The organism is Pantoea sp. V106_11 (genome assembly GCF_029967885.1).
Lineage (GTDB): Bacteria > Pseudomonadota > Gammaproteobacteria > Enterobacterales > Enterobacteriaceae > Pantoea > Pantoea ananatis.
This window is the reverse complement of record NZ_JASCAK010000037.1, coordinates 780,157-801,901: the sequence shown is the minus strand read 5'-3', so window position 1 is coordinate 801,901 and position 21,745 is coordinate 780,157. Positions and strand designations below refer to the sequence as shown.

Genomic DNA, 21,745 nt, shown 5'->3' with positions numbered 1-21,745 from the left:
TTAGTGCCCTTTTATATGGAATTTCGCGCCGGAACTCCATATAATTTATTAATAATGGTTAAGTATAAGGGTCTCTGATGCAACTTATAAAAACTGAATACTCTCTCAATTCCGGTTATCCGATTGTCAGGCGCACGCTGAAGGACAAAAAGAAACGAGTGGAACAACCTGGTTTCGGTCCTGAGTCTTGCTGTGCAGTAGTCGAGTACAGGCTTCGGGGGAATATTCGTTATGCGTTCGGAAACAGTCGGATGCAGGTAAGCATGCCACCAGGAATCTATACCCATAACTGGGTCAGGCTACATGGCGAAATGGCGGCGCTAGTTGCCGCGATAGACCGCATCGAGCGCTATTCCACCGATGATGTAATACCCATCACGGCTGCCTATATTGAATTGCGGCCCTGCGAGGCCAATTGTATGCAGGCACTGCGTAATATTCTGCCTGAGGATGCTCGCGTCTATTACTCTTTTGAACATCCCGCTCAGGTTGACGAATGGAAAGTAAGTGCCAACGAGCTTTGTCGCGTTTGAAATTTTCCACCAAAACATTTTCCGGGCAAATCAGAAACGATATCCCCATAATTTATGGTGACGTAGTGGGTGAATGAAAACGCAGACATTTCCATTAAGAGCTACCCCGCTGGTTGCTCTCAGACAAAATTGCACTGAATTCATGTCCGCTCTGTGTCAAGAGCGGACATGACTAAAATCGCGATGTATTTTCAATGAGAGTAGGTCACGACCGCCATATTAAGCCAGCTGAATTCTTTTAGAAATCATGCCAGCGACGTAGTAACGACCTGTTATTATACAAATTGCCAATTAACACAGCGCCATTGACCTGTTTGGAAACCTTGTCCTTTACTTAGTACAGTGTTTTATTTTCTCTAGCGAATAATATAATTCTTTCTCTTTCATATTAATTACCTTCAAATTCCTCAAGACCAAGAAAACAATTTAACCACATAATATTAAAAGAAAAAATAAAATGGTCCCATTTTTTTATTGGATACAAATTGTTAAAAATGAAAGTTAGTGAAACAGATTTTTACATTTATCCCTCCGGACTCGACGAATAAAGAATCACTTATTCAATGTATTTCGCCGAAGTTTCCGTCCACACTGTTGCATCATTAGCAATTTGAACGGCACGTCATATACTTTATGCATATTCTCATTCGGAATATAAAAAAATTTCAATTTATGGCAGCGCAAACGGCCCTGTGAGGGCGTCTGTGCAAGGAGAAAGTATTATGGATCAAACCGCATTTTTGATCGGGTTTTCGGTCATGGCACTTGCGTCATTGGTGATTTATGCCTCAGGCAAAAAAATATTCCCCCTCCGGCATCATACGTTAATGCATGCCTCGGTCCCTTTTATTGCGGCAACCGCTTATCTGGCAATGGCATTTGGTTTCGGTAATCTGGCGACCGAAAGTGGCAGCATCGTTTATCTCGCCCGCTATGCTGACTGGTCCGTCACTACACCTGTATTACTGGCGGGGCTGGTTATGGTCGCCTTTCATGAACAGAGTAAACCGGGTGAGATGGGTGGTTTTTTAACGGCTATCATCATTCTGGATGTGATGATGATTATTACCGGTCTGGTCTCTGCACTGGCGACAACGTTCGCCGCAAAATGGGTGTGGTATCTCTGGTCCTGTGCTGCGTTTCTTGGCGTGGTTTACCTCCTGTGGGGACCGCTGCGTACGATTGCCGCTGGACGCGGCAGGGCGATGGCGGTCGCTTACAACAAAAACGTCGCATTGCTGACGGTGGTCTGGTTTATCTACCCTATCGTTTTCCTTGTCGGTCCGGAAGGATTAAAAGTCATCACCGACCCTGCGTCCGTATGGGCATTCCTGGTTCTTGATATCATCGCCAAGGTGTTTTACGCCTTTTACGCTGCATCCAGTCTTGAAAAAGCGCTGCGCCATTCCACATCAGATGGTGCTGTGCGGGTATGAGTCTGCGGCAAACTGCCAGCTGGACAGGACTGTGGGGGGCAGCGCTGGCTGCCTCTTTCAGTCCGCTGCGCGTACAGTTAATGTTTGCCATAGTAGCAATAGGTGTGATTGGCATGGCACACGGTGCCAGCGATCTGGCAATAGTAAAACGCGGGCGTAAGTTGCCATTCCTGGCGGCTTATGGCGTGATCATCCTGCTTTGCCTGTTCTGGTGGCACTGGTCGCCGGCACTGGCATTACCCGGTTTCTTGCTGGCATCTGCGCTGCATTTTGCCCTTGAGGATGCGCCAAAGGGAGGGATGTCAGAGCGCCTTGCCAGAGGAGTCAGCATGATAGCGACCCCAGCCTTCTTCCACCTGCGAGAATACAACATCATCCTTCACCAGGCAGGACTGACACCCTCACTGCTCAGTTCCGTGACGTTTTTCATGGCTAACGCGGGCGCACTTTGTACCCTTAGCCTGGTTATCACCGGATTGATTCGTCACGATGTGCGGCTCATTACCGGAACGCTGGCCTTGCTGATCCTTCCACCTTTTGTCGGCTTTTCCATGGGTTTTTTAATTCTGCATGCCCTGCCGCAAACCCGGTTACGTCGAATTCAGTTGGGTTATGCTCATTACACAGGTTACCTTTATGCGACCTGGCCGGTGCTTTTAGCGGCAATTCTGCTGGCGGCCGTGACAACCTGTATCATGTACCCCTCTAGTGACGCAGACATTAAATCGCTATTTGCTGCGCTCGCTTCTCTCGCTATTCCTCATATGCTGATTACTCCGTACTTTGAGCCAGGTAACAGTGAATAATCTCAGAAGTAACAGGTACGCTTCGCAGTAAGCAGAGAGTTAACTGGCGTCAGCATATAAATGTCCGGTTTTGAGACATGATAACCAGGGGGTATCACTTTTCGATGTAACCACTGCGCGCGTTTCAGCGTTCCCCTGAATATCTCCAGGCCACGGCTCTGAACATGTGAGTAATGACGGCGTAAGATTATGCCTCAGGAATTATGCAGCGGCAAAAGCGGTCAACGTGAGGGAGATGAGTGGGAAAAACGAGTATTGGGGTTCAGCCTTGCAGTCGTAGGGCATCAGTTCCCGGCTTTAGGGCCGAATAAAATACGAAGGAGTTCACAGTAGTGCTGCTCTTCTTCTGCACTTCCTGCCAGTTCCAGGCGACGGACAAGCTTGCTACAAATGGCCGTGCGGTTCAGGCTTTTTCCTGCGCGAAGGATTTCTGACGCAATGCTTCCCAGCGTTTCCTGCTGAGTAGGCAGTGACGCACTGTCGAAGTAGCGTGCAATGGCGCTCATGGCGTCGGGCTTGGAGGCGTTTTTGTACAATGTCAGCTCTGGGAACGCGATTTAAGGGTTTACTGTTACTTGTTTATAAAGTTGTAGGCTTGATATCAGCTGTTGAAGTGTATTTTAGGAAACGATCGTTCTCTTTAGCAAAACGTGCCTTTACGCAATATGATTTAATCCCCTTTACCGAATCGTAAATGATCCCTGGCTTTACTGTGCAGGTAAACCCTGGACGGAATATCCGAAGATGAGCCATGAGTGAGTCAATACATATGAATTAGCAAATATGTTATTGACTCGCCGTAGACAGACAGCAACAATGTCTTCTGTTCCGTAATCAGGAGTCAGCATGCCTCAACTTCAGCCTCTTCAGCTTTTCAAAAATTTTTCGGATGAAACACGCCTCAGTCTGGTACTGCTGTTGCGTGAAAAAGGCGAGCTTTGCGTCTGTGAACTCACGTCAATCCTGAGGCAAAGTCAGCCTAAAATTTCACGGCATCTGGCACTGCTCAGAGACAGTGGTCTGCTTATTGACAGGCGTGACGGCAAATGGATTCATTATCGGTTGTCACCACACATGCCCGCATGGGCTGCTATGGTGATCGAGCAGGCTTACCTGTGTCAGCGCGATGACATTCTGCAACTCAGCCAGCAGGCTGAAAGGAATAACGCGACCACCAACGGCAAGCCTGTCTGCATTTAAAAATTTACTCAAACACATATGATTTTTCATATCTGTTTGCAGGGCTGTCTTACGTCCTGTTTACCAGACTTTGTATTAAAAGGAAAAAGTATGTTTCTGGCAGGCGCTATATTCGTCCTGACACTGGTACTGGTTATCTGGCAGCCAAAAGGGCTGAGTATTGGCTGGAGTGCTGTTATCGGGGCTGCGCTGGCCCTGCTGACGGGCGTAGTGCATTTCGGCGATATTACGGCCGTCTGGCAGATCGTTTGGAACGCGACGGCCACGTTTATCGCGGTGATTATCATCAGCCTGCTGCTCGATGAATCTGGTTTTTTTGAGTGGGCTGCCCTGCACGTTTCCCGATGGGGTGGCGGTAAAGGCAGGCTGCTGTTCACGTATAGTGTTCTGCTGGGTGCGGCAGTGGCGGCCTTGTTTGCGAATGACGGGGCGGCACTGATCCTGACGCCTGTTGTCATTGCCATGCTGTTGGCGCTGGGCTTCAGCCCCGGCGCAACGCTGGCGTTTGTGATGGCGGCAGGTTTTATCGCTGACACATCCAGCCTGCCACTCATCGTATCGAACCTGGTTAACATCGTGACGGCGGACTTTTTTAAGCTGGGATTCAGCGAATACGCGTCTGTCATGATGCCGGTCAACATGGCATCCGTGGCGGCCACGCTGGTTATGCTTCACTTCTTCTTCCGTAAAGACATCCCGGTCGCCTATGACATGGCAAAACTAAAGGTACCACGGGAAGCCATTCGTGACGTGCGAACCTTCAAAGCCGGATGGCTGGTTCTGTGTCTGTTGCTGACCGGTTTTTTTGCTCTGGAGCCGCTCGGCGTTCCGGTCAGTCTGGTTGCTGCGGTCGCGGCATTTATTCTGTGGCTGGTTGCCCGTAAAGGACAGGTGATTGATACCCGTAAAGTCCTGAAAGGCGCGCCCTGGCAGATCGTCACCTTCTCGCTGGGTATGTATCTGGTGGTTTATGGCCTGCGTAACGCCGGACTGACGGATTACCTCTCGTCCGCCCTGAACGGGTTTGCAGAGCATGGTGTATGGGGAGCCACATTCGCTACCGGTTTTCTGACGGCCTTTCTGTCATCGGTGATGAACAACATGCCTACCGTCCTGGTCGGTGCCCTTTCCATTGATGGCAGCACGGCTGAGGGTGTGGTGAAAGAGGCGATGATTTACGCCAATATCATCGGTTGCGATCTTGGTCCGAAAATCACCCCCATCGGCAGCCTGGCGACCCTGCTGTGGCTACACGTTCTGGCGCAGAAAAATATCACCATCAGCTGGAGCAACTACTTCCGCGTGGGCGTTGTGATGACCCTGCCGGTACTTTTTGTCACGCTGGCGGCGCTGGCCATGCGTCTTTCTGTTTAACCTTTACAACGTGACTGCGCCAGCGTAGCCCCGTAACGGAGTGCCATTTATGACTAACATCATCATTTACCACAACCCGGCCTGTGGGACGTCGCGTAACGCCCTGGCGCTTATCCGCAACAGTGGCGTGGAGCCAACAGTGATTTTATATCTGGAAACGCCACCCTCCCGCGACGAGCTTAAAAAACGGATAGCGGATATGGGGATCCGCGTGCGCGATCTGCTGCGCAAAAACACAGAGCCGTATGAACATCTGGGGCTGGCCGAAGATCGGTTCAATGATGATGAACTGCTGGATGCTATGCTGGCTCATCCTGTCCTCATCAACCGTCCGATAGTCGTGACGCCGCTCGGCACAAGGCTCTGTCGTCCGTCTGAGGCCGTTCTGGGCATTCTGCCTGAGTCACAGAAGGGAGCCTTTACGAAAGAGGATGGCGAAAAAGTTATTGATGAGTACGGCAACCGGACCGGTCACTGATTTTTCAGCGTTTTGCCGACAAGCAGCAAAAAACATAGCCGACGCTTTGTCCCGTTTTTACCCTGTGGCGCACGACAAAAAAACCCGATTCGCCATTTCAGGCAGAGGCGTTCGGTTAGGCATTCGTCGCCATCTGTGCCACCAGCCCATCCGGTAACCGATATCGCTAAAGAGGGTGAAATTGGCCCCCCGTGACGGTGACGGATACCGGTGACCTCCTCCCCGGCAGACAGCAAAGCCCGGCGAAAAGCAACGTTTACGCTTGGGTACAAGTCACAGGGCCACTCACCTGAAAAGGATGCCCGTAACGGCTTCACGATGATGGCCGCGAACGTCGGACAGCATTGTCGGCCCTCTCTTCTGCAATACTGATATCCGACGAGCACGGCACGTCACTGTAATGCTGATCGTCAGCCCAGCACATCCTCCACACAGGCTTTAAACACTTTCACTCCCAGCGCCAACGCATCGCGGTCAAAATGCATCTCCGGATGATGCAGGCCGGGCGTCAGGTTGGCGCCCAGTCCCCAGAAGCCGCCTTTGATTTGAGGCCGAAGACGCAGATAGTGGAAGAAATCTTCACTGCCTGGTGTCGATTTAGCCGCGATAAGGCCGGTTTCACCAAACACACTGCGGATAGCACGTGTGATAACCGCTGTTGCCTCGTCATGGATAATCGCGGCGGGCATCTCTTTCAGAATGCGAATTTCCGCGCGCGCACCATACGCGGCGGCGCTGCTCTCAATCGCGCGTATTACCTGAGGTTTGAGGCTATCCATCGCTTCGTTCTCTGCGGCGCGCAGATCCCAGCACACCTGCGCGCGATCAGGAATCGAGTTGGTCACGCCCGCATCGCAGAGAAAACGCGTCGCTTTCGCGCTCCATGTCAGCGAGGGCGCAAGATGAATGCCGTTTACCGCCTGCACCGCATGGGCGGCGGCATCCAGCGCGTTAACGCCTAAGTGCGGGCGCGCAGCGTGCGCCGCTTTGCCATGAAACATCACTTCCACCGTGGCGGACGCGGAGTAGTACATTGCCGGCACGGCCTGGCCCATCGGGCACTCCTCCAGCGGGCGCAGATGAAAGCCAAGCAACATATCAACATCATCCAACACGCCGCCTTCGGTCAGGGCTATCGCGCCGGTGCCTAACTCCTCAGCAGGCTGGAAGATCAGCTTCAGCCTGCCCTTTTTCACTCGCTCCTCAGCCATCACCTCCTGGGCCGTGGTCAATACGACGGTGGAGTGACCATCGTGCCCGCAGGTGTGGCGCGCCACATGTTTGCCGTCAATGATATGCCCCAGCGCATCCATATCGGCGCGCAGCGCTAAGGTCGGGCCGGGCTTACCGCTGTCCAGCACCGCGACAATACCGGTGGTGTTATTAACCTGGCGCGTGACCTGGTAGCCTGCCGCCTCCAGCACGCCCGCGATGTAGGCGGACGTCTTGTACTCTTCGAACCCCAGTTCCGGGATCTGGTGCAGGTAATTAAAGTGCTCAAGTGTAGGTGACACGTCTTACTCCTTAATGCTCAGGCAATAACGCGCATAATCAACATGGCGATTACGGCATTGAGAATGCTGACCGCCATCAGTAGCGGCCAGTACTTTTTCGGTACATCGGCCACGCCCAGCAGGCGCCCCATGTACTGGAGTTGCGAACCCATCAAAAAGATGGCGGGCGCAAGAATCGTGATCTGCCCGATATCAAGCTGGCCTTTGCTCAGCAGGCTGATGGCAACGCCGGTTCCGGCAGATGACGAGAGCCAGGCGGTTAACAACACGGTGATCGCCTCACCGGGCAGGCCGAATAGCCCCATCAGCGGTGCGCACACGTGGCCAATAATCTGCATCACCCCTAACAAATTAAGCATTTCGGCGATCACGTAGGCCATTAATACATTCGGCATCAAATTATTAATGGCAATATTAAAACCCTTGCGCGCACCAATTACGAAAATATCAAACGGATTACTGGAGACTTTTGCCTGATTACTCATTGTCGAAATCTCGCTTATAAACAGTATTTAATGCCAGTCGGACCACGGCTGCGCCAACGAATTTAAGCACAAACATTAAAACCAACGGAATAATAATCGGGATGGTGAGTGAAGCGAACATCGCCGAGCCGATAGAAAAATAGTTATTAATCAACCCGGCGCCGGAGTATTGCCAGGATCCCATAATCACCACGTCTTTGCGGGTGATCTTTTTGCTGTCATAGAGCTCTTTCGTTAATGCCGCGCCGGCATCGGTACTTTGCAGGTCGGTAATCAGCGCAAGGCCGGTATAACCCGGAAGGCCGAGCAGTGGTTTTAACAGCGGCGTGAGTAATTTATGTGCTGCGCGGATCGCGCCATAATGGGTGAAGATTTCCAGCAGGCCAAGTGCCAGCATCACCGTGGGCACCAGCGAAAGCGCGAAGAGGAAACCCGCTTTGGCACTGATGCCGCCGCTGCCGATAAAGGTGTTGGTTTCCGGCGTCTTCATGGTGCCGAACGCGCCGCCAAGCGTGGTGAAATCAAACGCGCCCAGCCATGCCATGCCGTCAACCTTGAAAAAGAAGCCTGAAAAGACAAGCAGCACGATGACCAGTGAGATCCACGCGCCAGGCCCGACGTTCCACGCCTCTGTGGCCTCTTTTTCTGGCTCATTCAGTGTTTTTGGTTCGCTCATATCATCTCTCTTTACATCTGTAAGGGAAAAGTCCTGATACTAAGCAGGATCCATGCCTGAATAGCCCAGCCGTAAAATAAATGCCTTTTATTAAGATTAATGGCGCAATAAAACCCCCTCGCTAAAACTCGCAAGAAATTTATTTTTTTGCCGGGAATTGCTATTTCATTACGCCTGCTTCGAATCGCAACAAAGTATTCCCTCACCCTTTTGGGGCGCATTTTTGGTGCAATAAGAGCACTTTTACTTTTTTATTTACGCTCTCTCAACGCCTGGCCATTAATTTGATTATCACTATTTAAACGGCTTGATAAATAGCCATCAAATGATGTTATTGTTGCTCTCTGGTCAACAGTAACGAGGAAGTGTGGCAGATGTTCCAGGATAAACAGGTGGGTTATCTGTATGAAGTCGGTAACCAGGGCGGCATTCGCCGCGCGGCAGATATCCTCGGCGTTAACGCATCCGTGGTCAGCCGGCAGATTGCCCAGCTTGAACGTTCGCTGCAGCTTCCCCTGCTGGAACGGCGCGGGCGTAATGTGGTGTTGACCGAAGCGGGACGCCTGCTGGCGGCGGATTATTTTACCAGCCGTCAGCGGCGCGAAAAGCTGGAGAGTCAGCTTAAAGATCTGCGCCATATGCGCGGCGGGACGATTTCGGTGCGCATCGGCGGCGGATTGATCACGGCGTTTATTGAGGGCGTCATGCGTGAGTTTGCCCAGTGTTACCCGCAGGTGTTTGTCGATATTGTCGTGGGCAGCATGCAGGAGATGATGAACGATATCGTGAGCGGCGAAGCGGATATGGCGCTGGCCTTTGGCCCGATCGGCACACCGGAACTCAAGCGCCACAGCTTTCAGTGGGGGCCGATTTGTGCCGTCGTCGCGCCGCAGCACCCCATTGCCAATCGCGCCAGCATTACCATTGAAGAGTTGACCGCTCACCCGCTTATTGCCCTGACGGAGAACTTCGGCCTGCAGCGGCACATGAATGCGATGTTCAAAAGCCAGGGTTTGCAATTTCACCCGGCCTACCGATGCAACCTCTTCTCCACCGCCATGCACCTCAGCCAGGCGGGGCTCGGCGTCTCGTTTATGACGGCCTACGCCGCTGCCGATCCTATTCGCCAGGGCGCGCTTGTCGCCGTTCCACTCGACCACCCGATCGCCAGTAGCGCCCAGTGTCACCTGCTACGGAACTCGGACAGGCGCTTTACGCCAGCAGCTCATCATATGTGGCGACTTCTGCACAATGCGTTTCGTGACAAATAAATATTGAGATCCCTGTCTTTACTGAAGGCCACATTTTTTGAGATGCGTTCATGCTGATGCATGCCTGTTGATAACAGAGATGTGCTTAACACCCAGCATCCACAGCGTCAGATAACAGACAGAACGTTACCCTGTAAATGTTGCTCCCGATGTATTGAATGAAAAGTGCACATGACAGTTAACTCACGCTTCAGTTTGGCGACGCTGTGGGTCTGATAGTTATTTCTGTTGTGTCAACGTTTTCAGGCGCTTCAATAATGTGCCTTACGGCACGGGCAATATCCGCGGGTTTAAGGGCAACAGAACGGTAAGCGTCCATTGCCGCCATCGTTTCCGCATGGGTAATCGTCGACGCCAGTTCACTTTCTACCACCCCTGGATTGACACAGGTCACGCGGATTTTTGAGCTTTCCTGCCGCAGGCCATCAGAAATAGCCCGTACGGCGAACTTGGAGGCACAGTAAACCGCGGCGGTGGGTACGACAGAAAGGGCGCCAATCGAGCCAATATTGATTATCTGTCCGGAACCCTGCGCTTCCATCAACGGAAGTACGGCACCCATTCCCCACAGCACGCCCTTGATATTTACGTCAATGATGCGTTCCCATTCGTCCTGTTTTCCGGCTGCAAGCGGTGAAAGCGGCATAACGCCCGCATTATTGATGAGAACATCAACCCTGCCCCAGTTATCCAGCGCGGCCTGAACAAAAGCGGCCATAGATACCCGGTCTGTGACATCCAACAAATGTGCTTGCGCGATACCGCCTGCGCTGCAGATTTCCGCTGCAATGGCTTCAATACGCGCCAGTCTGCGTGCTCCCAGTAACACCTTCGCGCCTGTCGCCCCTAACTCTCTGGCAATACCTTCCCCAATACCACTGGATGCGCCGGTAATTAATATAACCTTATTCATAACGTTCTCCTTCAAATGGGTTCGGAGAGAGAATAGGACGTTACGATAAGTTCAGGTATCCTGCTTTCAATGTACTCAGTGGTTAGCAGCATTAAACAATGAAAATCGATCTTAACCTTTTGCCCGTTTTTATCGCGGTAGCAGAAGAAGGTAATTTCAGTAAAGCCGCCGCACGGCTGGGTGTGACTCGTTCGGCGGTCAGTCAGGGAATGAGACGGCTTGAAGATACTTTCGGGACGATGCTTGTCATGCGCACCACCCGCGCGGTTAATTTAACGGAAGCGGGAGAACGACTGCATAAATCGCTGTCATTACCTTTAACCGGAATTAACGCTGCGTTCGAAGAGATCGTTTCTGACCCTGCGCCACGTGGACTTCTCAGAATCGCGGTGACATCGATAGCGGAAGAATTCCTGTCAGGTCCGTTGATCGCTTCGTTTGCAGCGGCCAATCCGGCCGTGACGCTCGATATTGTTGTGACGGACGAAGAGTTTGATATCGTGGCTGCAGGTTACGATGCCGGCGTAAGGCTTGGAGAAGTCATTGAAAAAGACATGATTGCGGTTCCCCTGACCGGTGAGCAACGCGAAATGGTGGTCGCATCCCCTTCCTACTTCACTGCCAACGGCCTGCCTGTTCATCCGCGCGATCTTGTACATCACCAGTGTATCGGCTGGCGCCAGTCCCCGCATATTCCGCCTTATCGCTGGCCATTTGAAGAGAACGGAAGCGCGTTCGACCTTGCGATTGAGCCGCAAATTACCACTAATGATCTGCGTCTGATGTTGAGGCTGGCTCTAACCGGCGGAGGCATCACACTGGCCACTCAGGAAACGTTCAGGCCCTATATTGAGAGCGGTGAGCTTGTATCCGTACTTGATGACTTTCTGCCAACATTTCCAGGCTTCTATCTGTATTTCCCTCAGCGTCGCAATATGGCCCCAAAGCTTCGCGCCCTGATTGACCACGTCAGGAAATGGCGGCAACAATCGACGTAAATTCCTGAACAGGTTCTGTTTCATATCAGACCCGCGTGTTGAAGAAGGGGCGGTGTTGGAGGTGGGTTGAATAACCCTTTACAGGGATGATGCTTCCGCAACGGCACCATAACAGGACGCAGTTTGTCCCATTCGAATATTTTCAGCGGCTCAAACCGGTCTTTAAGCTTGACCTAAACTTAACCTGAGCTTTTAGAATGCATGTTTTGCTACGCATTGGGCGGATTGGGTATATGAAAATAGTCGATGTTGGTTTTACGCACGTTGCATTCGCTGTCAGAGACTTAGATAAGAGCATTGCTTTTTATGAACGCTATGCCGGTATGGTTGTTGTCCACCGTCGCGAACCCAACGTTCCGGATGCACGTAAAGTGGCATGGCTCAGTGATCACAGCCGTCCATTTGCGCTGGTTTTGGTTCAGTCAGACAAGGTCACAGACACGCCCTTAGGTCACTTTGGGCATCTCGGCGTGGCATGTGCCAGCCGGGAAGAAATGGATAAGAAAATTAAAATGGCGCGCACTGAAGGTGTTTTGCGTAAAGAGCCTGAAAATGCGGGTGATCCTGTGGGTTATTACGTTTTCTTCGCTGATCCTGATGGCAATACGCTGGAGCTTTCTTACGGACAGCGAGTGGGGCTTGAGGCCATTGGCAGCATGGCTTCTGATTAAAAGCCCGTTAACAAAAGCGATATTATTTCAGCAGGATGCGTGCCACCTGCTGTCCGGTATCGTTCTCTGTCCACTAACGGTATTTGATGACCATGCTGAACGGATCATAAAGCCTGCATTCCCGGTGCTCAACATCGTTATTTTGCCAAAGAACGTCGCGCCATGATGTTTTGTGCATAACCTTCAATACCAATATGGTGATCATGACTGATCTGAGAGATAAAGCTCTGCAGGAATTCGGGTGTTGAGTGAAGCGTGTCGGCAACGAGGTTATCGAAATCGCGCTGGGTTAAGCGGTCATTTCCTTTTAGCGTCGAATGCTGAAGCACTGTATGCGCAGTAATTTCGAGAACGGCGCGTCGGTAATTATCAGTCAGCAGGACATCAAGATCTTCCCGCTTAATCTCAAATGCAAATTCATAGGTGATAAATCCCGAATCGACAGGGAGTGAGTAGACCAGTTTGCCCCCTTCCTGATCGACATGAGGTTCATAGCCTTCTCCCATAAGATGCACTGACTGCATATCTCGCTCCTTTTTTGTCCTAAAGTATTGAAGATGACTCGCTGAAATAACAACGCTTTTATGTCTTATCGGCTTGATGGCAGGCGGCAAGGTGCTCTGCATCCGTGCCCTTCACGCCCATAATGACACAGGTCTCCCGCAGCGTCGCGACACGAAGTCGCTACGCTTCATACGTCGAAGTGGAAACGGCTGTTCAGGCCTGCATTTCCCCCTGCCCATGAGTATCAGCATCTCAAACGTAAGGCATGACGTTGTTAATGATTAAATGATTTCTTTGAATGAAATACCGATAAATGCGCGGGGATTTAACGAAATGATTTTCGCACAATAGATTATGGATGGGGCATAACATGCAGATTTTAAAAACGTTGCGGTGCAACGTTATATCATTGGTGCTGCCAGGGTAGCCCTTTCGTCCCTGAGGCAATAAAAATCGAATACACTGTCTTCTGGACAACGATCTTCAAAAAAATGATAAGGAAGCCGATGAACGATGTAACCTGTGTACCTGATGGTGATCTCTACGATGCCACTCACGATGAGCGCATTCTTCATCTCCGGGATCAGGCTAAGGCACTCTGTTATGACTATAACCTGAGTCGACCCGACAATAAGGAAGCGCGCCTGGCTATTCTGCAGCGGCTTCTTAAAAAGTGCGGCAACAACCCTGTTATTGAACCGCCTTTCTACTGTGACTATGGCGCTAACATCAGGGTTGGCGACAATTTTTATGCTAACCATCATCTTGTTATTCTTGATGGGGCGGACGTGGTGATCGGGGATAATGTTTTTCTCGCCCCAAACGTCGGTATTTATACCGCAGGCCATCCTCTGGATTCTGAACGCCGTAATCAGGGACTTGAATATGCGCTTCCCGTGACCATCGGCAATAATGTCTGGATCGGCGCAGGTGTCAGCATTGTTCCGGGCATTACCATCGGCAATGACGTTGTCATCGGGGCGGGAAGCGTCTTGGTCAAAGATATTCCGTCAGGCGTACTTGCTGCAGGCAACCCTTGTCGTATTATTCGCGAAATCAATGATGAAGACCGCGCCCGCACGGCATTTTGCCCCAGGAAAGCCCCAAGGTGAGATCGGCATTTTGCGTGATCGAACAGGAAATATTGCTATGGCCGGACAGGTCAGTCAGGCCGGGAAGTCAAAACCAGGGCAGGCTATTGCCGGTATTGCACCAGCGTCCTGAGCAGCGACGCTGGAGAGGGCTTACTGGCGAGCCTGGGCCAGAAGATAAGCGAGGCTGCCGCAGTGCTTTCTGCACACTGTGGCTATTCGCCACTCTGATTCAGGCCTGACCGCGTCGGGAAAGCGGTAACACCGGCGAGGAATAACGATGCGTTTGTGCCAGGCGCCGATGTTGAGGTAAATCACGCGATAAACCGCCCCAGGGGCGTGCAGTTTTTAATGATAACCGCCAGGTCACGGCCTGGCGGTATCAGCGCACGGCTTGTTCTTGACCGGCGTACAAATCAGTCAGCGGCCCGTTTTTTACCAATGGAGCCTCTCACGACCATCCAGCTTTCAAATACAGGTAGTGCTCCGGCGGGTTGCTGTCGAATGTGGCAAATCAATCTACGCGCAGCTTCCCTGCCCATCTCATAAACGGGCTGAGCCACGACCGTAAGTGCGGGCGTCATCAGTTCCGTCCAGGGAAAATCATCATACATGACGAAGGAGATATCCTCTGGCACGCGCAGCCCGCGCTTTGCCAAGCCGCGTAATATTCCCATGGCGATAAGATTGTCAGAAGCAATCAACGCGCTGGGCGGTTCAGGAAGGGCGAACAGCTCCGTTAATAGTTGCTCAATACCGTCGTTGTTAATGGCATTCAGGCGAACCAACGCCGGATCCAGAACTTTTCCGGCTTCATGATGCGCATCGATCATTCCTTTTACACGTTGCGCGACGGGCGTCGGCCCCAGCGGCACGCTGTGGGAGTAAGCTGTAGCGATGCGCATACTCGAAAGATAAGCAATACGCTGGTGACCGGCGTTCAGTAGCAATTGCGTGGCCTCTTTCGCCACGGTCAAAAAGTTTGCCTGAATAGTTTCCACCTCCAGCCCCTCTACTGAGCGGTCAAACGTCATCAGTGCACGCCCTTCTGCCAGTACCTGCTTAAGATGGTCGTTGTCATGGGCTAGGGAGCTACAGGGGGCCACGATGATCCCATCGACCCGTTTATCCAGCATCACACGTACGGCTTCCCGCTCCTCTTCCACGGTTTCGTCGCTGTTACTCAGAAGCAAATGAAAACCCGCCTGGCGTGCAACGTCGGCCATACCGCGTAACGCCAGGCCAAAATGGGGGTTTTCGATATCGCCCACGATGACCCCAATCGTGTTTGAACGCCCGGTATTCATACTGCGCGCCAGCTCGTTTGGCCGGTAGCCCAGCGTTTCAGCCGCCTGGATCACGCGGGTTTGCACCTCCTCGCTGACGGAACCGTAGCCCCCTAAGGCTCGCGCTGCCTGGGCTTTTGAAACGCCTGCCTGACGTGCGACATCCGCTACCGTCGCTCCCCGTAACGGGTGCTTTTTTGTTGTCATAATAAATTCGAATCACAAGTTGATAACATCTGGATTGACGCTGTTTAACGCGTGTGCTTAATATCATTGTATCCACTTGAGACCGGTCTCACAACATGTACCGGTCTTATTTCGCCCCTTACTGAGACCGGTCTCAAAATAACGTGACCGACTGAGTGGACTCTGAAGTTTCACCTGCAAAATTGGAAGAGCTTTATGACATCGCATAAACGTTTTCCCCCTCTACCCGCAGCCCTGTTCGGCATGGCGTTAACGCTCTTAGCCAGCTTCAGCGCCCACGCGGCAAGTGATAATAATCCCTATGGCCTGATCGAACCGGGACAGCTGCGAGTCGCCAGCCTGGGGGATGCTAAGCCCTATACCTTTACTGATAAAAACGGCAACTTCACTGGATTTGACGTCGAATTTTTTAGAAATGTCGCCCATCGGATCGGTATCGATAAAGTGGACTTTGTCGGACAGGATTTCTCGGCCATCCTCCCTGCCGTTGCCAACGGGCAATATGACGCAGGCGTAGCCGCAATTGGCATCACGCCCGCCCGTGAAAAGACGGTCGATTTCTCAACAGGTTATCTGGCGGGTTACCTGACGGTGTTAACGCGTAAGGATTCCGGCGTGAAAAACGTTGAGACGCTGGCCCACAAGCGCCTCGGCGTCATTCAGGGAACGCTGCAGGAAAGCTATGCACTGCAGCACTTTACACAAACCGATCTGGTTCGCTTTCCCGATAACAACGCTGCCGTATCTGCGCTCAATAACGGCACGCTTGACGCCATGTTCCTGGATTACGAGGCCGCCAAAGATTATGCCACGCGTTTTTCCCTGGTGACCGCCGCTGATATCCCCTCTTTTGATGCGCCTGCTGGCGTGGCGATTGCGAAAAACAAACCCGCCTTCAAAGCGGCTCTGGATAAAGCCATTAAAGACGCAATGCAGGATGGCACCTGGAAGCAGCTTTATGAGAAGTGGTTCCCGGGTTCGCCGATGCCAAAACAGTATCTGCCTCAGCATCAATAATCCCCGCGCATCCTGTGCGTGTGAATGCATCCGGTGATGGGCTCGGCCTGTCACCCGCAACAGAGAGTCGGCTATGGATCTGATCACTATTCTTTCGCGTACCTTCTTCGATATCCCTGCGATGATGGACGTTCTGCCGCAGCTGCTGGCAACAGGTCTGGTTAATACCCTTATCATTTCAGTCGCGGCCACGCTGCTTGGCACCTTGTTTGGTCTGATCCTGGCGCTGATGGGGATCTCACCGTCGCGCTGGCTGCGCGTACCGGCCCGGCTTTATACCGATTTGTTTCGCGGCTTGCCCTCTATCCTCACCATTTTGCTCATTGGTCAGGGGCTTGCGCGTTTCAGTTATCAGCTGTTCGGCCCCACGCCTTATCCACTCGGCATCTTTGCGCTGAGCCTGATCGCAAGTGCCTATATGGGCGAAATCTTTCGTTCAGGCATTCAGAGCATCGAACAGGGACAGATGGAAGCCTGTCGGGCGCTGGGGATGAGTTATGGCCGGGCAATGCGGCTGGTGATCATTCCACAGGGGATTCGGCGCGTACTGCCCGCCATCGTTAACCAGTTTATCGCCATCATCAAAGACTCTTCACTGGTCTATTTACTGGGGCTGATGAGCAGTCAGCGAGAGCTGTTCAGGGTTGGTCAGGACGCGGCAGTACTGAGCGGTAATCTTTCTCCCCTGATGCTGGCTGGCCTGTTTTATTTGGTGATTACCGTGCCACTCACCCATGCGGTAAACCATATTGATGTTCGTTACCGCACCGGACGCCGACGTGCTTCAGCTCCCCAAAGTGGTCTGAAGGAAATTGATGAAGTCGATGTGAAACGGGCGGTGGCACCCACGGCCTCGCTGACCAGCGGACAAGGACACTGATATGGCAACGTCTTCTGCTTTTCATGGTGCCAGCCTTGAGCTGCGTAACCTGACCCTGGCTTATGGCCCGATTGAAGTGCTACGCAATGTGTCGTTAACCGTCGCGCCCGGCACCACCACCTGCATCATCGGCCCTTCCGGGTCGGGAAAGTCAACCTTGCTGCGGGGCATTAACCGGCTGCACGAACCCAAGAGCGGCGATGTGTTGCTTGCCGGCCGTTCGGTATTAAAGGACAAACCCGATGCACTGCGTTTACGCATCGGCATGGTGTTTCAACACTTTAACCTGTTTCCCGATCACAGCGCGCTGGAAAACGTGGCGCTGGCCCCCTGGAAAGTACAAGGCCGCTCTAAAGCGGAGGCACAGGCTATTGCCCTGCAACGTCTGGCCGAAGTGGGATTAGCGCAACGTACCGATCATCGCCCCCGCGACCTTTCCGGTGGTCAGCAACAACGTGTGGCTATCGCGCGTGCATTGGCGATGGAGCCCGAAGTGATGCTGTTTGATGAAGCAACCTCGGCGCTCGATCCGGAGCTGGTGAAAGGCGTCCTGACGTTAATGGCCGAACTCTGCCAGCGCGGCATGACGATGGTGGTAGTCACCCATGAAATGGGATTTGCCCGTCGGGTTGCCGATCAGGTGGTGTTTATGGATGAAGGCGAAATTGTCGAAGCCGGCACGCCCGAGCAACTGTTCGAACGTCCGCAGTCTGCACGTTTACAGCGTTTTTTATCGGAGGTGCTCTGATGGCACATCATCACGTTTCAGGCCCCGTTCGCACGGCGCTGGTGGGTTTTGGTATTGCGGGGAGTGTTTTTCACGCCCCGCTGATTTCGCATAATGCAGATTACCGGCTTGAGGTCATCGTCAGCCAGGATCCCCAACGCGTGGCAGCGGCACAGCAGCGCTATCCGCAGGCAAGAATAGTGCCGGACTGGCCCTCACTGCTGCAGCTTATCGACAGCGGAGAAGTCGCCCTGGACCTTGTTGTGCTGGCCACGCCTCCCGCCCAGCATCGCGATCAGGCTTTAGCGGCGATCCGCCGCGGTCTGCATCTGGTGGTGGACAAGCCCTTCGCACCTGACGCGGCGGCGGCAGAGGCAATGATTGCCGCCGCCCGACAGGCCAATACGCGACTGACGGTCTTTCACAATCGCCGCTGGGATGGGGATTTTCTGACGCTTAAACATCTGGTGCAGGAAGCGGCATTTGGCACGGTTAGAAGTTTTGAGTCACGCTTTGAGTGGTGGCGACCTGAAGGCTTTGGTAACTGGCGTGACAGCGTTTCACTTGAACAAGGTGGCGGCCTGCTGCTGGATCTGGGCAGTCATCTGATTGACCAGGCCATGCAGTTATTTGGCCCCGTACAGGAAGCCTGTGCCGAGCTGGCCCGCTATTCAGGGCAGCAGTCAGACAGTGATGAAGATTGCTTTGTCTCCTTACTGCATAAAAACGGCGTACGTTCACGGTTGTGGATGAATGGTCAGGCCGCACTGAATGCGCCGCGCTTCCATCTGCTGGGCAGCAAACGCGGTTTTACCCACTGGGGGCTGGATAATCAGGAACCCCAGCTTGCCGCGGGCTTGTCACCAACTGACAGCCAGTACGGCGTTACGCCGCCCGAAAAATCTGCCAGAGCAGGCACAGCGGGCGAAAGCGATGCCGTTGTCATGCAACGCGGTAACTATCCTGCATTTTATCAGCTGCTTGCCCGGGCACTTTTACATGGCGGCCCTCTGCCTGTTGAGACGGATGAGGCGCTTGCGGTACTGACGCTTATCGATCAACTCCATCGGCAAAACCACGTACGTTTGGCCTGACTGGCGAAACGTTTAACAGAAGGAATCAATGATGACTGAAAAATCTGAGGTCAAACGCGTTGTTGTGCTGGGCGGCGGTATCCTGGGTGTATCTGCGGCATGGCAACTGGTCAGCGCCGGGGCCAACGTCACGCTGGTCACCGAAGCCGAACTCTGTTCAGGTGCCTCGGGACGTTCACTGTCCTGGCTCAACTCTGCCGGTGAACGTTCGCAACCTTATCATGCGTTAAGAATGGCCGGTATTGATCGATACCGGACCCTGTTTGCGCGCTATCCCGATCGCGACTGGTTGCGTTTCGATGGCGCGCTGTTCTGGGCTGCAGACGATGATGCCGGGACAAAAGCACGCCATGATTATGAAAAAGCGCATGGCTACGCATCTCATCTTCTCGATCGAACCACAGTGAATCAGGTTGATCCTCAGGTGAACAGCACCGCGCTCGCCAGCGTAGCCATTGCTAATCCCGGTGAAGGTTGGGTCAGTCTGCCCCATCTTATGGACCATCTCATTGAGGCATTCAAAGCATCAGGAGGCGAAGTTATCGAGCACGCGGGAAAAGCAAGCGTGCTGACGGCCGCCGGACGGGCGACGGGCGTACGCAGCGAGAAACGGGGCGAATTCCATGCAGACCAGGTACTCGTCGCCTGCGGCCCCTGGACACCAGAGGTCATTGCCCCGCTCGGGGTGCGTATTCCAAACGCGTCCCCTGTCTCCATGCTGGTCACCAGCACCGCACAGGATCATGCGCTGCAGGTGGTGATGAACACCCCACGTGCAGCAATACGGCCTAATCCGGGAAACACGCTGGCGGTCGATCATGACTGGTACGAAGAGGATATCGTTGCACATGCCGATGGTCAGTACAGTATTGATCAATCGGTTATCCGTGAGTTAATGACGGAGGCGGGGAAACTGATTGGCGATGGCGCATCGCTCGAAGCCAGAAGCTGGAAAATCGGGCTGAAGCCTGTTCCGGGTGATGGAGAACCCGTGGTGGGCGAATTAGAGAAAGTACCGGGATGTTTTGTCGCCTTCACCCATTCAGGCGCAACCCTGGCGCTGATCCTGGGCGAGCTTCTTACGGAAGAAATGCTCCACGGTGCGAAACATCCCATGCTTGCCGCTTTCCGCCCGGAAAGGTTCAGTTAAGCTTTCCGCCAGCGCCACGAAAGTTGTGGCGCTGCAGATCCCCTGCTCTCGCCGCTGTCGCTGATCATTAACCCCGGCACACGCGAAAGACAATCCTGCAAAGGATGCGTTCGATGACGGCCGCCATCATCTCCTGCAAAAACAGCCGCCAACCGGCGCAGTGCACTCGCACCACCGCCTCCACGCCGTGGATTCAGAGCAATCCGAATGCCCCGTAAAAGAGGCGCTGCGCTTAGTGGCGCGCCCTTCTGACCCTTTCCCGCCGGCAGGTTAACAGCCAGCAGGGTTAAGCATGCTTTTTTCACTCATCTACACTTTAGCCATTCATTCCCGGCAAGCCTCAGCGGTTTGCCCATGCAAAGGACGACACTATGACTGAACAATCGACAACAAATCACGCCTGGCTTTTGGCTTCACGCCCACAGGGTGAACCAACGGAAGATAATTTCCGTTATGTTGCGCAGCCAACGCCTGAGATCAAAGAGGGCGAGATCTTACTGCGGACGATTTATCTGTCACTCGACCCTTACATGCGTGGACGCATGGACGAGGGAAAATCTTACGCGCCACCGGCAGAGCTGGATCAGCCGATGGTAGGCGGTACGGTCTGTCAGGTCGTCGCATCAAAAAACGGTGAGTTTAAAGAAGGCGACTGGGTTCTTTCACAGAGCGGCTGGCAGGAATATGCCGTTTCCAGAGGTGACGATGTTGCCCGCCTGGATAACGATCTGCCCCATCCTTCCTGGGCGCTGGGTATTCTCGGTATGCCCGGCTTTACGGCCTATATGGGGTTAATGGATATCGGTCAGCCGAAAAAAGGTGAAACCCTTGTGGTTGCCGCCGCAACGGGTCCAGTGGGCGCCACCGTGGGCCAGTTAGGTAAAATGAAAGGCTGCCGCGTGGTCGGCGTGGCTGGTGGTGAAGAGAAATGCCGCCATGCCGTTGAAAATCTGGGGTTCGATGCCTGTATCGATCACCACAGTCAGGATTTCGAAGAGCAGCTGAAAAACGCCTGCCCGGACGGTATTGATATCTATTTCGAAAACGTGGGCGGTAAAGTATTCGATGCCGTGTTCCCGCTGTTGAACACTGCCGCGCGCGTGCCGGTCTGTGGGCTGGTTTCCGCCTACAGCCAGAAAGAGCTGCCTGCCGGTCCGGACAGAACCTCGCTGATTATGGCAGGCATTCTGAAACGCCGTATTCGCATGCAGGGTTTCATTATTTTCCAGGACTACGGCGATCGCTACCCGGAGTTCCTGAAAGCCATGACCCCGCTGGTGGAGAACAAGAAAATTCAGTATCGCGAGCACGTCATTGAGGGCCTGGAAAATGCCCCTAAAGCCTTTATTGATATGCTGAACGGCAAAAACTTTGGGAAAACGGTCGTTAAAGTGGCCTCGTAATCCCGCTCTGGCTGGCAAAATGCAACGTCAC

Annotated in this window: 23 protein-coding genes; 16 read left to right on the top strand and 7 right to left on the bottom strand. The window is 53.0% G+C overall.

What is annotated here, in order from left to right:
• The first annotated feature begins 263 nt into the window (after positions 1-263).
• The 3 genes from QLG08_RS22575 to QLG08_RS22565 all read left to right on the top strand — a co-directional run bounded on the left by QLG08_RS22575 (position 264) and on the right by QLG08_RS22565 (position 2,775).
• A complete protein-coding gene (locus QLG08_RS22575; RefSeq protein WP_227022863.1) occupies positions 264-533 on the top strand; it encodes a hypothetical protein in 270 nt (89 codons plus the stop codon).
• Positions 534-1,255: 722 nt separating this feature from the next.
• Positions 1,256-1,969 carry a bacteriorhodopsin gene (locus QLG08_RS22570; RefSeq protein ID WP_014593707.1) on the top strand — a complete coding sequence of 238 codons (714 nt, stop codon included), beginning with the start codon at positions 1,256-1,258 and terminating at the stop codon, positions 1,967-1,969.
• Positions 1,966-2,775 (top strand): Brp/Blh family beta-carotene 15,15'-dioxygenase, encoded by an 810-nt coding sequence (locus QLG08_RS22565; protein ID WP_013025775.1) that lies wholly within the window; start codon positions 1,966-1,968, stop codon positions 2,773-2,775. The genes QLG08_RS22570 and QLG08_RS22565 overlap by 4 nt, the downstream gene beginning before the upstream one ends.
• Before the next feature lie 284 nt (positions 2,776-3,059).
• On the opposite strand, the gene ycgZ is transcribed toward QLG08_RS22565, so the two are convergent.
• On the bottom strand, positions 3,060-3,311 hold the full coding sequence (gene ycgZ / locus QLG08_RS22560; protein ID WP_013025774.1) for a regulatory protein YcgZ: 252 nt from the start codon (positions 3,309-3,311) through the stop codon (positions 3,060-3,062).
• A gap of 310 nt (positions 3,312-3,621) precedes the next feature.
• Between ycgZ and QLG08_RS22555 the strand changes: the two genes are divergently transcribed.
• The 3 genes from QLG08_RS22555 (at position 3,622) to arsC (ending at position 5,827) form a co-directional block, all read left to right on the top strand.
• The gene (locus QLG08_RS22555; protein ID WP_013025773.1) at positions 3,622-3,975 is read left to right on the top strand and encodes a metalloregulator ArsR/SmtB family transcription factor; all 354 of its coding nucleotides are present in this window, start codon (positions 3,622-3,624) and stop codon (positions 3,973-3,975) included.
• A gap of 90 nt (positions 3,976-4,065) precedes the next feature.
• Positions 4,066-5,349: an arsenic transporter gene (locus QLG08_RS22550; RefSeq protein ID WP_238493347.1), complete on the top strand. Its 1,284-nt coding sequence runs from the start codon at positions 4,066-4,068 to the stop codon at positions 5,347-5,349.
• Positions 5,350-5,398: 49 nt separating this feature from the next.
• On the top strand, positions 5,399-5,827 hold the full coding sequence (arsC, locus tag QLG08_RS22545) for a glutaredoxin-dependent arsenate reductase (RefSeq protein WP_014593704.1): 429 nt from the start codon (positions 5,399-5,401) through the stop codon (positions 5,825-5,827).
• A 410-nt stretch (positions 5,828-6,237) separates the two neighbouring features.
• Here arsC and QLG08_RS22540 read toward each other — a convergent pair whose 3' ends face one another.
• From QLG08_RS22540 to QLG08_RS22530, 3 genes are read right to left on the bottom strand one after another with little or no spacing between them, the layout of a single operon-like run.
• A complete protein-coding gene (locus tag QLG08_RS22540) occupies positions 6,238-7,341 on the bottom strand; it encodes a M20 peptidase aminoacylase family protein (RefSeq protein WP_029570007.1) in 1,104 nt (367 codons plus the stop codon).
• A 17-nt stretch (positions 7,342-7,358) separates the two neighbouring features.
• Complete coding sequence (locus QLG08_RS22535; RefSeq protein ID WP_013025769.1) at positions 7,359-7,826, bottom strand: YjiG family protein; 468 nt, start codon at positions 7,824-7,826, stop codon at positions 7,359-7,361.
• On the bottom strand, positions 7,819-8,502 hold the full coding sequence (locus QLG08_RS22530) for a nucleoside recognition domain-containing protein (RefSeq protein WP_014593702.1): 684 nt from the start codon (positions 8,500-8,502) through the stop codon (positions 7,819-7,821). Before QLG08_RS22530 ends, QLG08_RS22535 begins: the two co-directional genes overlap by 8 nt.
• A 374-nt stretch (positions 8,503-8,876) precedes the next feature.
• Here QLG08_RS22530 and QLG08_RS22525 point away from each other — a divergent pair, with 374 nt between their 5' ends.
• Positions 8,877-9,773 carry a LysR substrate-binding domain-containing protein gene (locus QLG08_RS22525; protein WP_019105226.1) on the top strand — a complete coding sequence of 299 codons (897 nt, stop codon included), beginning with the start codon at positions 8,877-8,879 and terminating at the stop codon, positions 9,771-9,773.
• Positions 9,774-9,963: 190 nt separating this feature from the next.
• On the opposite strand, the gene QLG08_RS22520 is transcribed toward QLG08_RS22525, so the two are convergent.
• Complete coding sequence (locus QLG08_RS22520) at positions 9,964-10,686, bottom strand: SDR family oxidoreductase (protein WP_019105227.1); 723 nt, start codon at positions 10,684-10,686, stop codon at positions 9,964-9,966.
• Between the two features lie 98 nt (positions 10,687-10,784).
• On the opposite strand from QLG08_RS22520, the gene QLG08_RS22515 reads away from it, so the two are divergent.
• Together QLG08_RS22515 and QLG08_RS22510 are read left to right on the top strand one after the other, a co-directional pair.
• Positions 10,785-11,684 carry a LysR family transcriptional regulator gene (locus tag QLG08_RS22515; RefSeq protein WP_116584504.1) on the top strand — a complete coding sequence of 300 codons (900 nt, stop codon included), beginning with the start codon at positions 10,785-10,787 and terminating at the stop codon, positions 11,682-11,684.
• Positions 11,685-11,917: 233 nt separating this feature from the next.
• Complete coding sequence (locus QLG08_RS22510; protein WP_234033875.1) at positions 11,918-12,355, top strand: VOC family protein; 438 nt, start codon at positions 11,918-11,920, stop codon at positions 12,353-12,355.
• A 137-nt stretch (positions 12,356-12,492) separates the two neighbouring features.
• On the opposite strand, the gene QLG08_RS22505 is transcribed toward QLG08_RS22510, so the two are convergent.
• Positions 12,493-12,879, bottom strand: coding sequence for a hypothetical protein (locus QLG08_RS22505; protein WP_028715127.1), 387 nt, complete (start codon positions 12,877-12,879; stop codon positions 12,493-12,495).
• 486 nt (positions 12,880-13,365) lie between these two features.
• Here QLG08_RS22505 and QLG08_RS22500 point away from each other — a divergent pair, with 486 nt between their 5' ends.
• On the top strand, positions 13,366-13,971 hold the full coding sequence (locus QLG08_RS22500) for a sugar O-acetyltransferase (RefSeq protein ID WP_041930794.1): 606 nt from the start codon (positions 13,366-13,368) through the stop codon (positions 13,969-13,971).
• A 395-nt stretch (positions 13,972-14,366) separates the two neighbouring features.
• Here QLG08_RS22500 and QLG08_RS22495 read toward each other — a convergent pair whose 3' ends face one another.
• Positions 14,367-15,443 carry a LacI family DNA-binding transcriptional regulator gene (locus tag QLG08_RS22495; protein WP_238493346.1) on the bottom strand — a complete coding sequence of 359 codons (1,077 nt, stop codon included), beginning with the start codon at positions 15,441-15,443 and terminating at the stop codon, positions 14,367-14,369.
• 195 nt (positions 15,444-15,638) lie between these two features.
• Between QLG08_RS22495 and QLG08_RS22490 the strand changes: the two genes are divergently transcribed.
• The 6 genes from QLG08_RS22490 to QLG08_RS22465 all read left to right on the top strand — a co-directional run bounded on the left by QLG08_RS22490 (position 15,639) and on the right by QLG08_RS22465 (position 21,714).
• Complete coding sequence (locus QLG08_RS22490) at positions 15,639-16,460, top strand: ABC transporter substrate-binding protein (protein WP_014605854.1); 822 nt, start codon at positions 15,639-15,641, stop codon at positions 16,458-16,460.
• A 73-nt stretch (positions 16,461-16,533) separates the two neighbouring features.
• The gene (locus QLG08_RS22485) at positions 16,534-17,340 is read left to right on the top strand and encodes an amino acid ABC transporter permease (RefSeq protein ID WP_014605855.1); all 807 of its coding nucleotides are present in this window, start codon (positions 16,534-16,536) and stop codon (positions 17,338-17,340) included.
• Between the two features lies 1 nt (position 17,341).
• Complete coding sequence (locus QLG08_RS22480) at positions 17,342-18,088, top strand: amino acid ABC transporter ATP-binding protein (protein ID WP_028715124.1); 747 nt, start codon at positions 17,342-17,344, stop codon at positions 18,086-18,088.
• Positions 18,088-19,161 carry a Gfo/Idh/MocA family oxidoreductase gene (locus QLG08_RS22475; protein WP_116584508.1) on the top strand — a complete coding sequence of 358 codons (1,074 nt, stop codon included), beginning with the start codon at positions 18,088-18,090 and terminating at the stop codon, positions 19,159-19,161. The genes QLG08_RS22480 and QLG08_RS22475 overlap by 1 nt, the downstream gene beginning before the upstream one ends.
• Before the next feature lie 28 nt (positions 19,162-19,189).
• On the top strand, positions 19,190-20,311 hold the full coding sequence (locus QLG08_RS22470; RefSeq protein WP_015700323.1) for an FAD-binding oxidoreductase: 1,122 nt from the start codon (positions 19,190-19,192) through the stop codon (positions 20,309-20,311).
• 371 nt (positions 20,312-20,682) lie between these two features.
• The gene (locus QLG08_RS22465) at positions 20,683-21,714 is read left to right on the top strand and encodes an NADP-dependent oxidoreductase (protein WP_238493345.1); all 1,032 of its coding nucleotides are present in this window, start codon (positions 20,683-20,685) and stop codon (positions 21,712-21,714) included.
• The last annotated feature ends 31 nt before the right edge of the window (positions 21,715-21,745 follow it).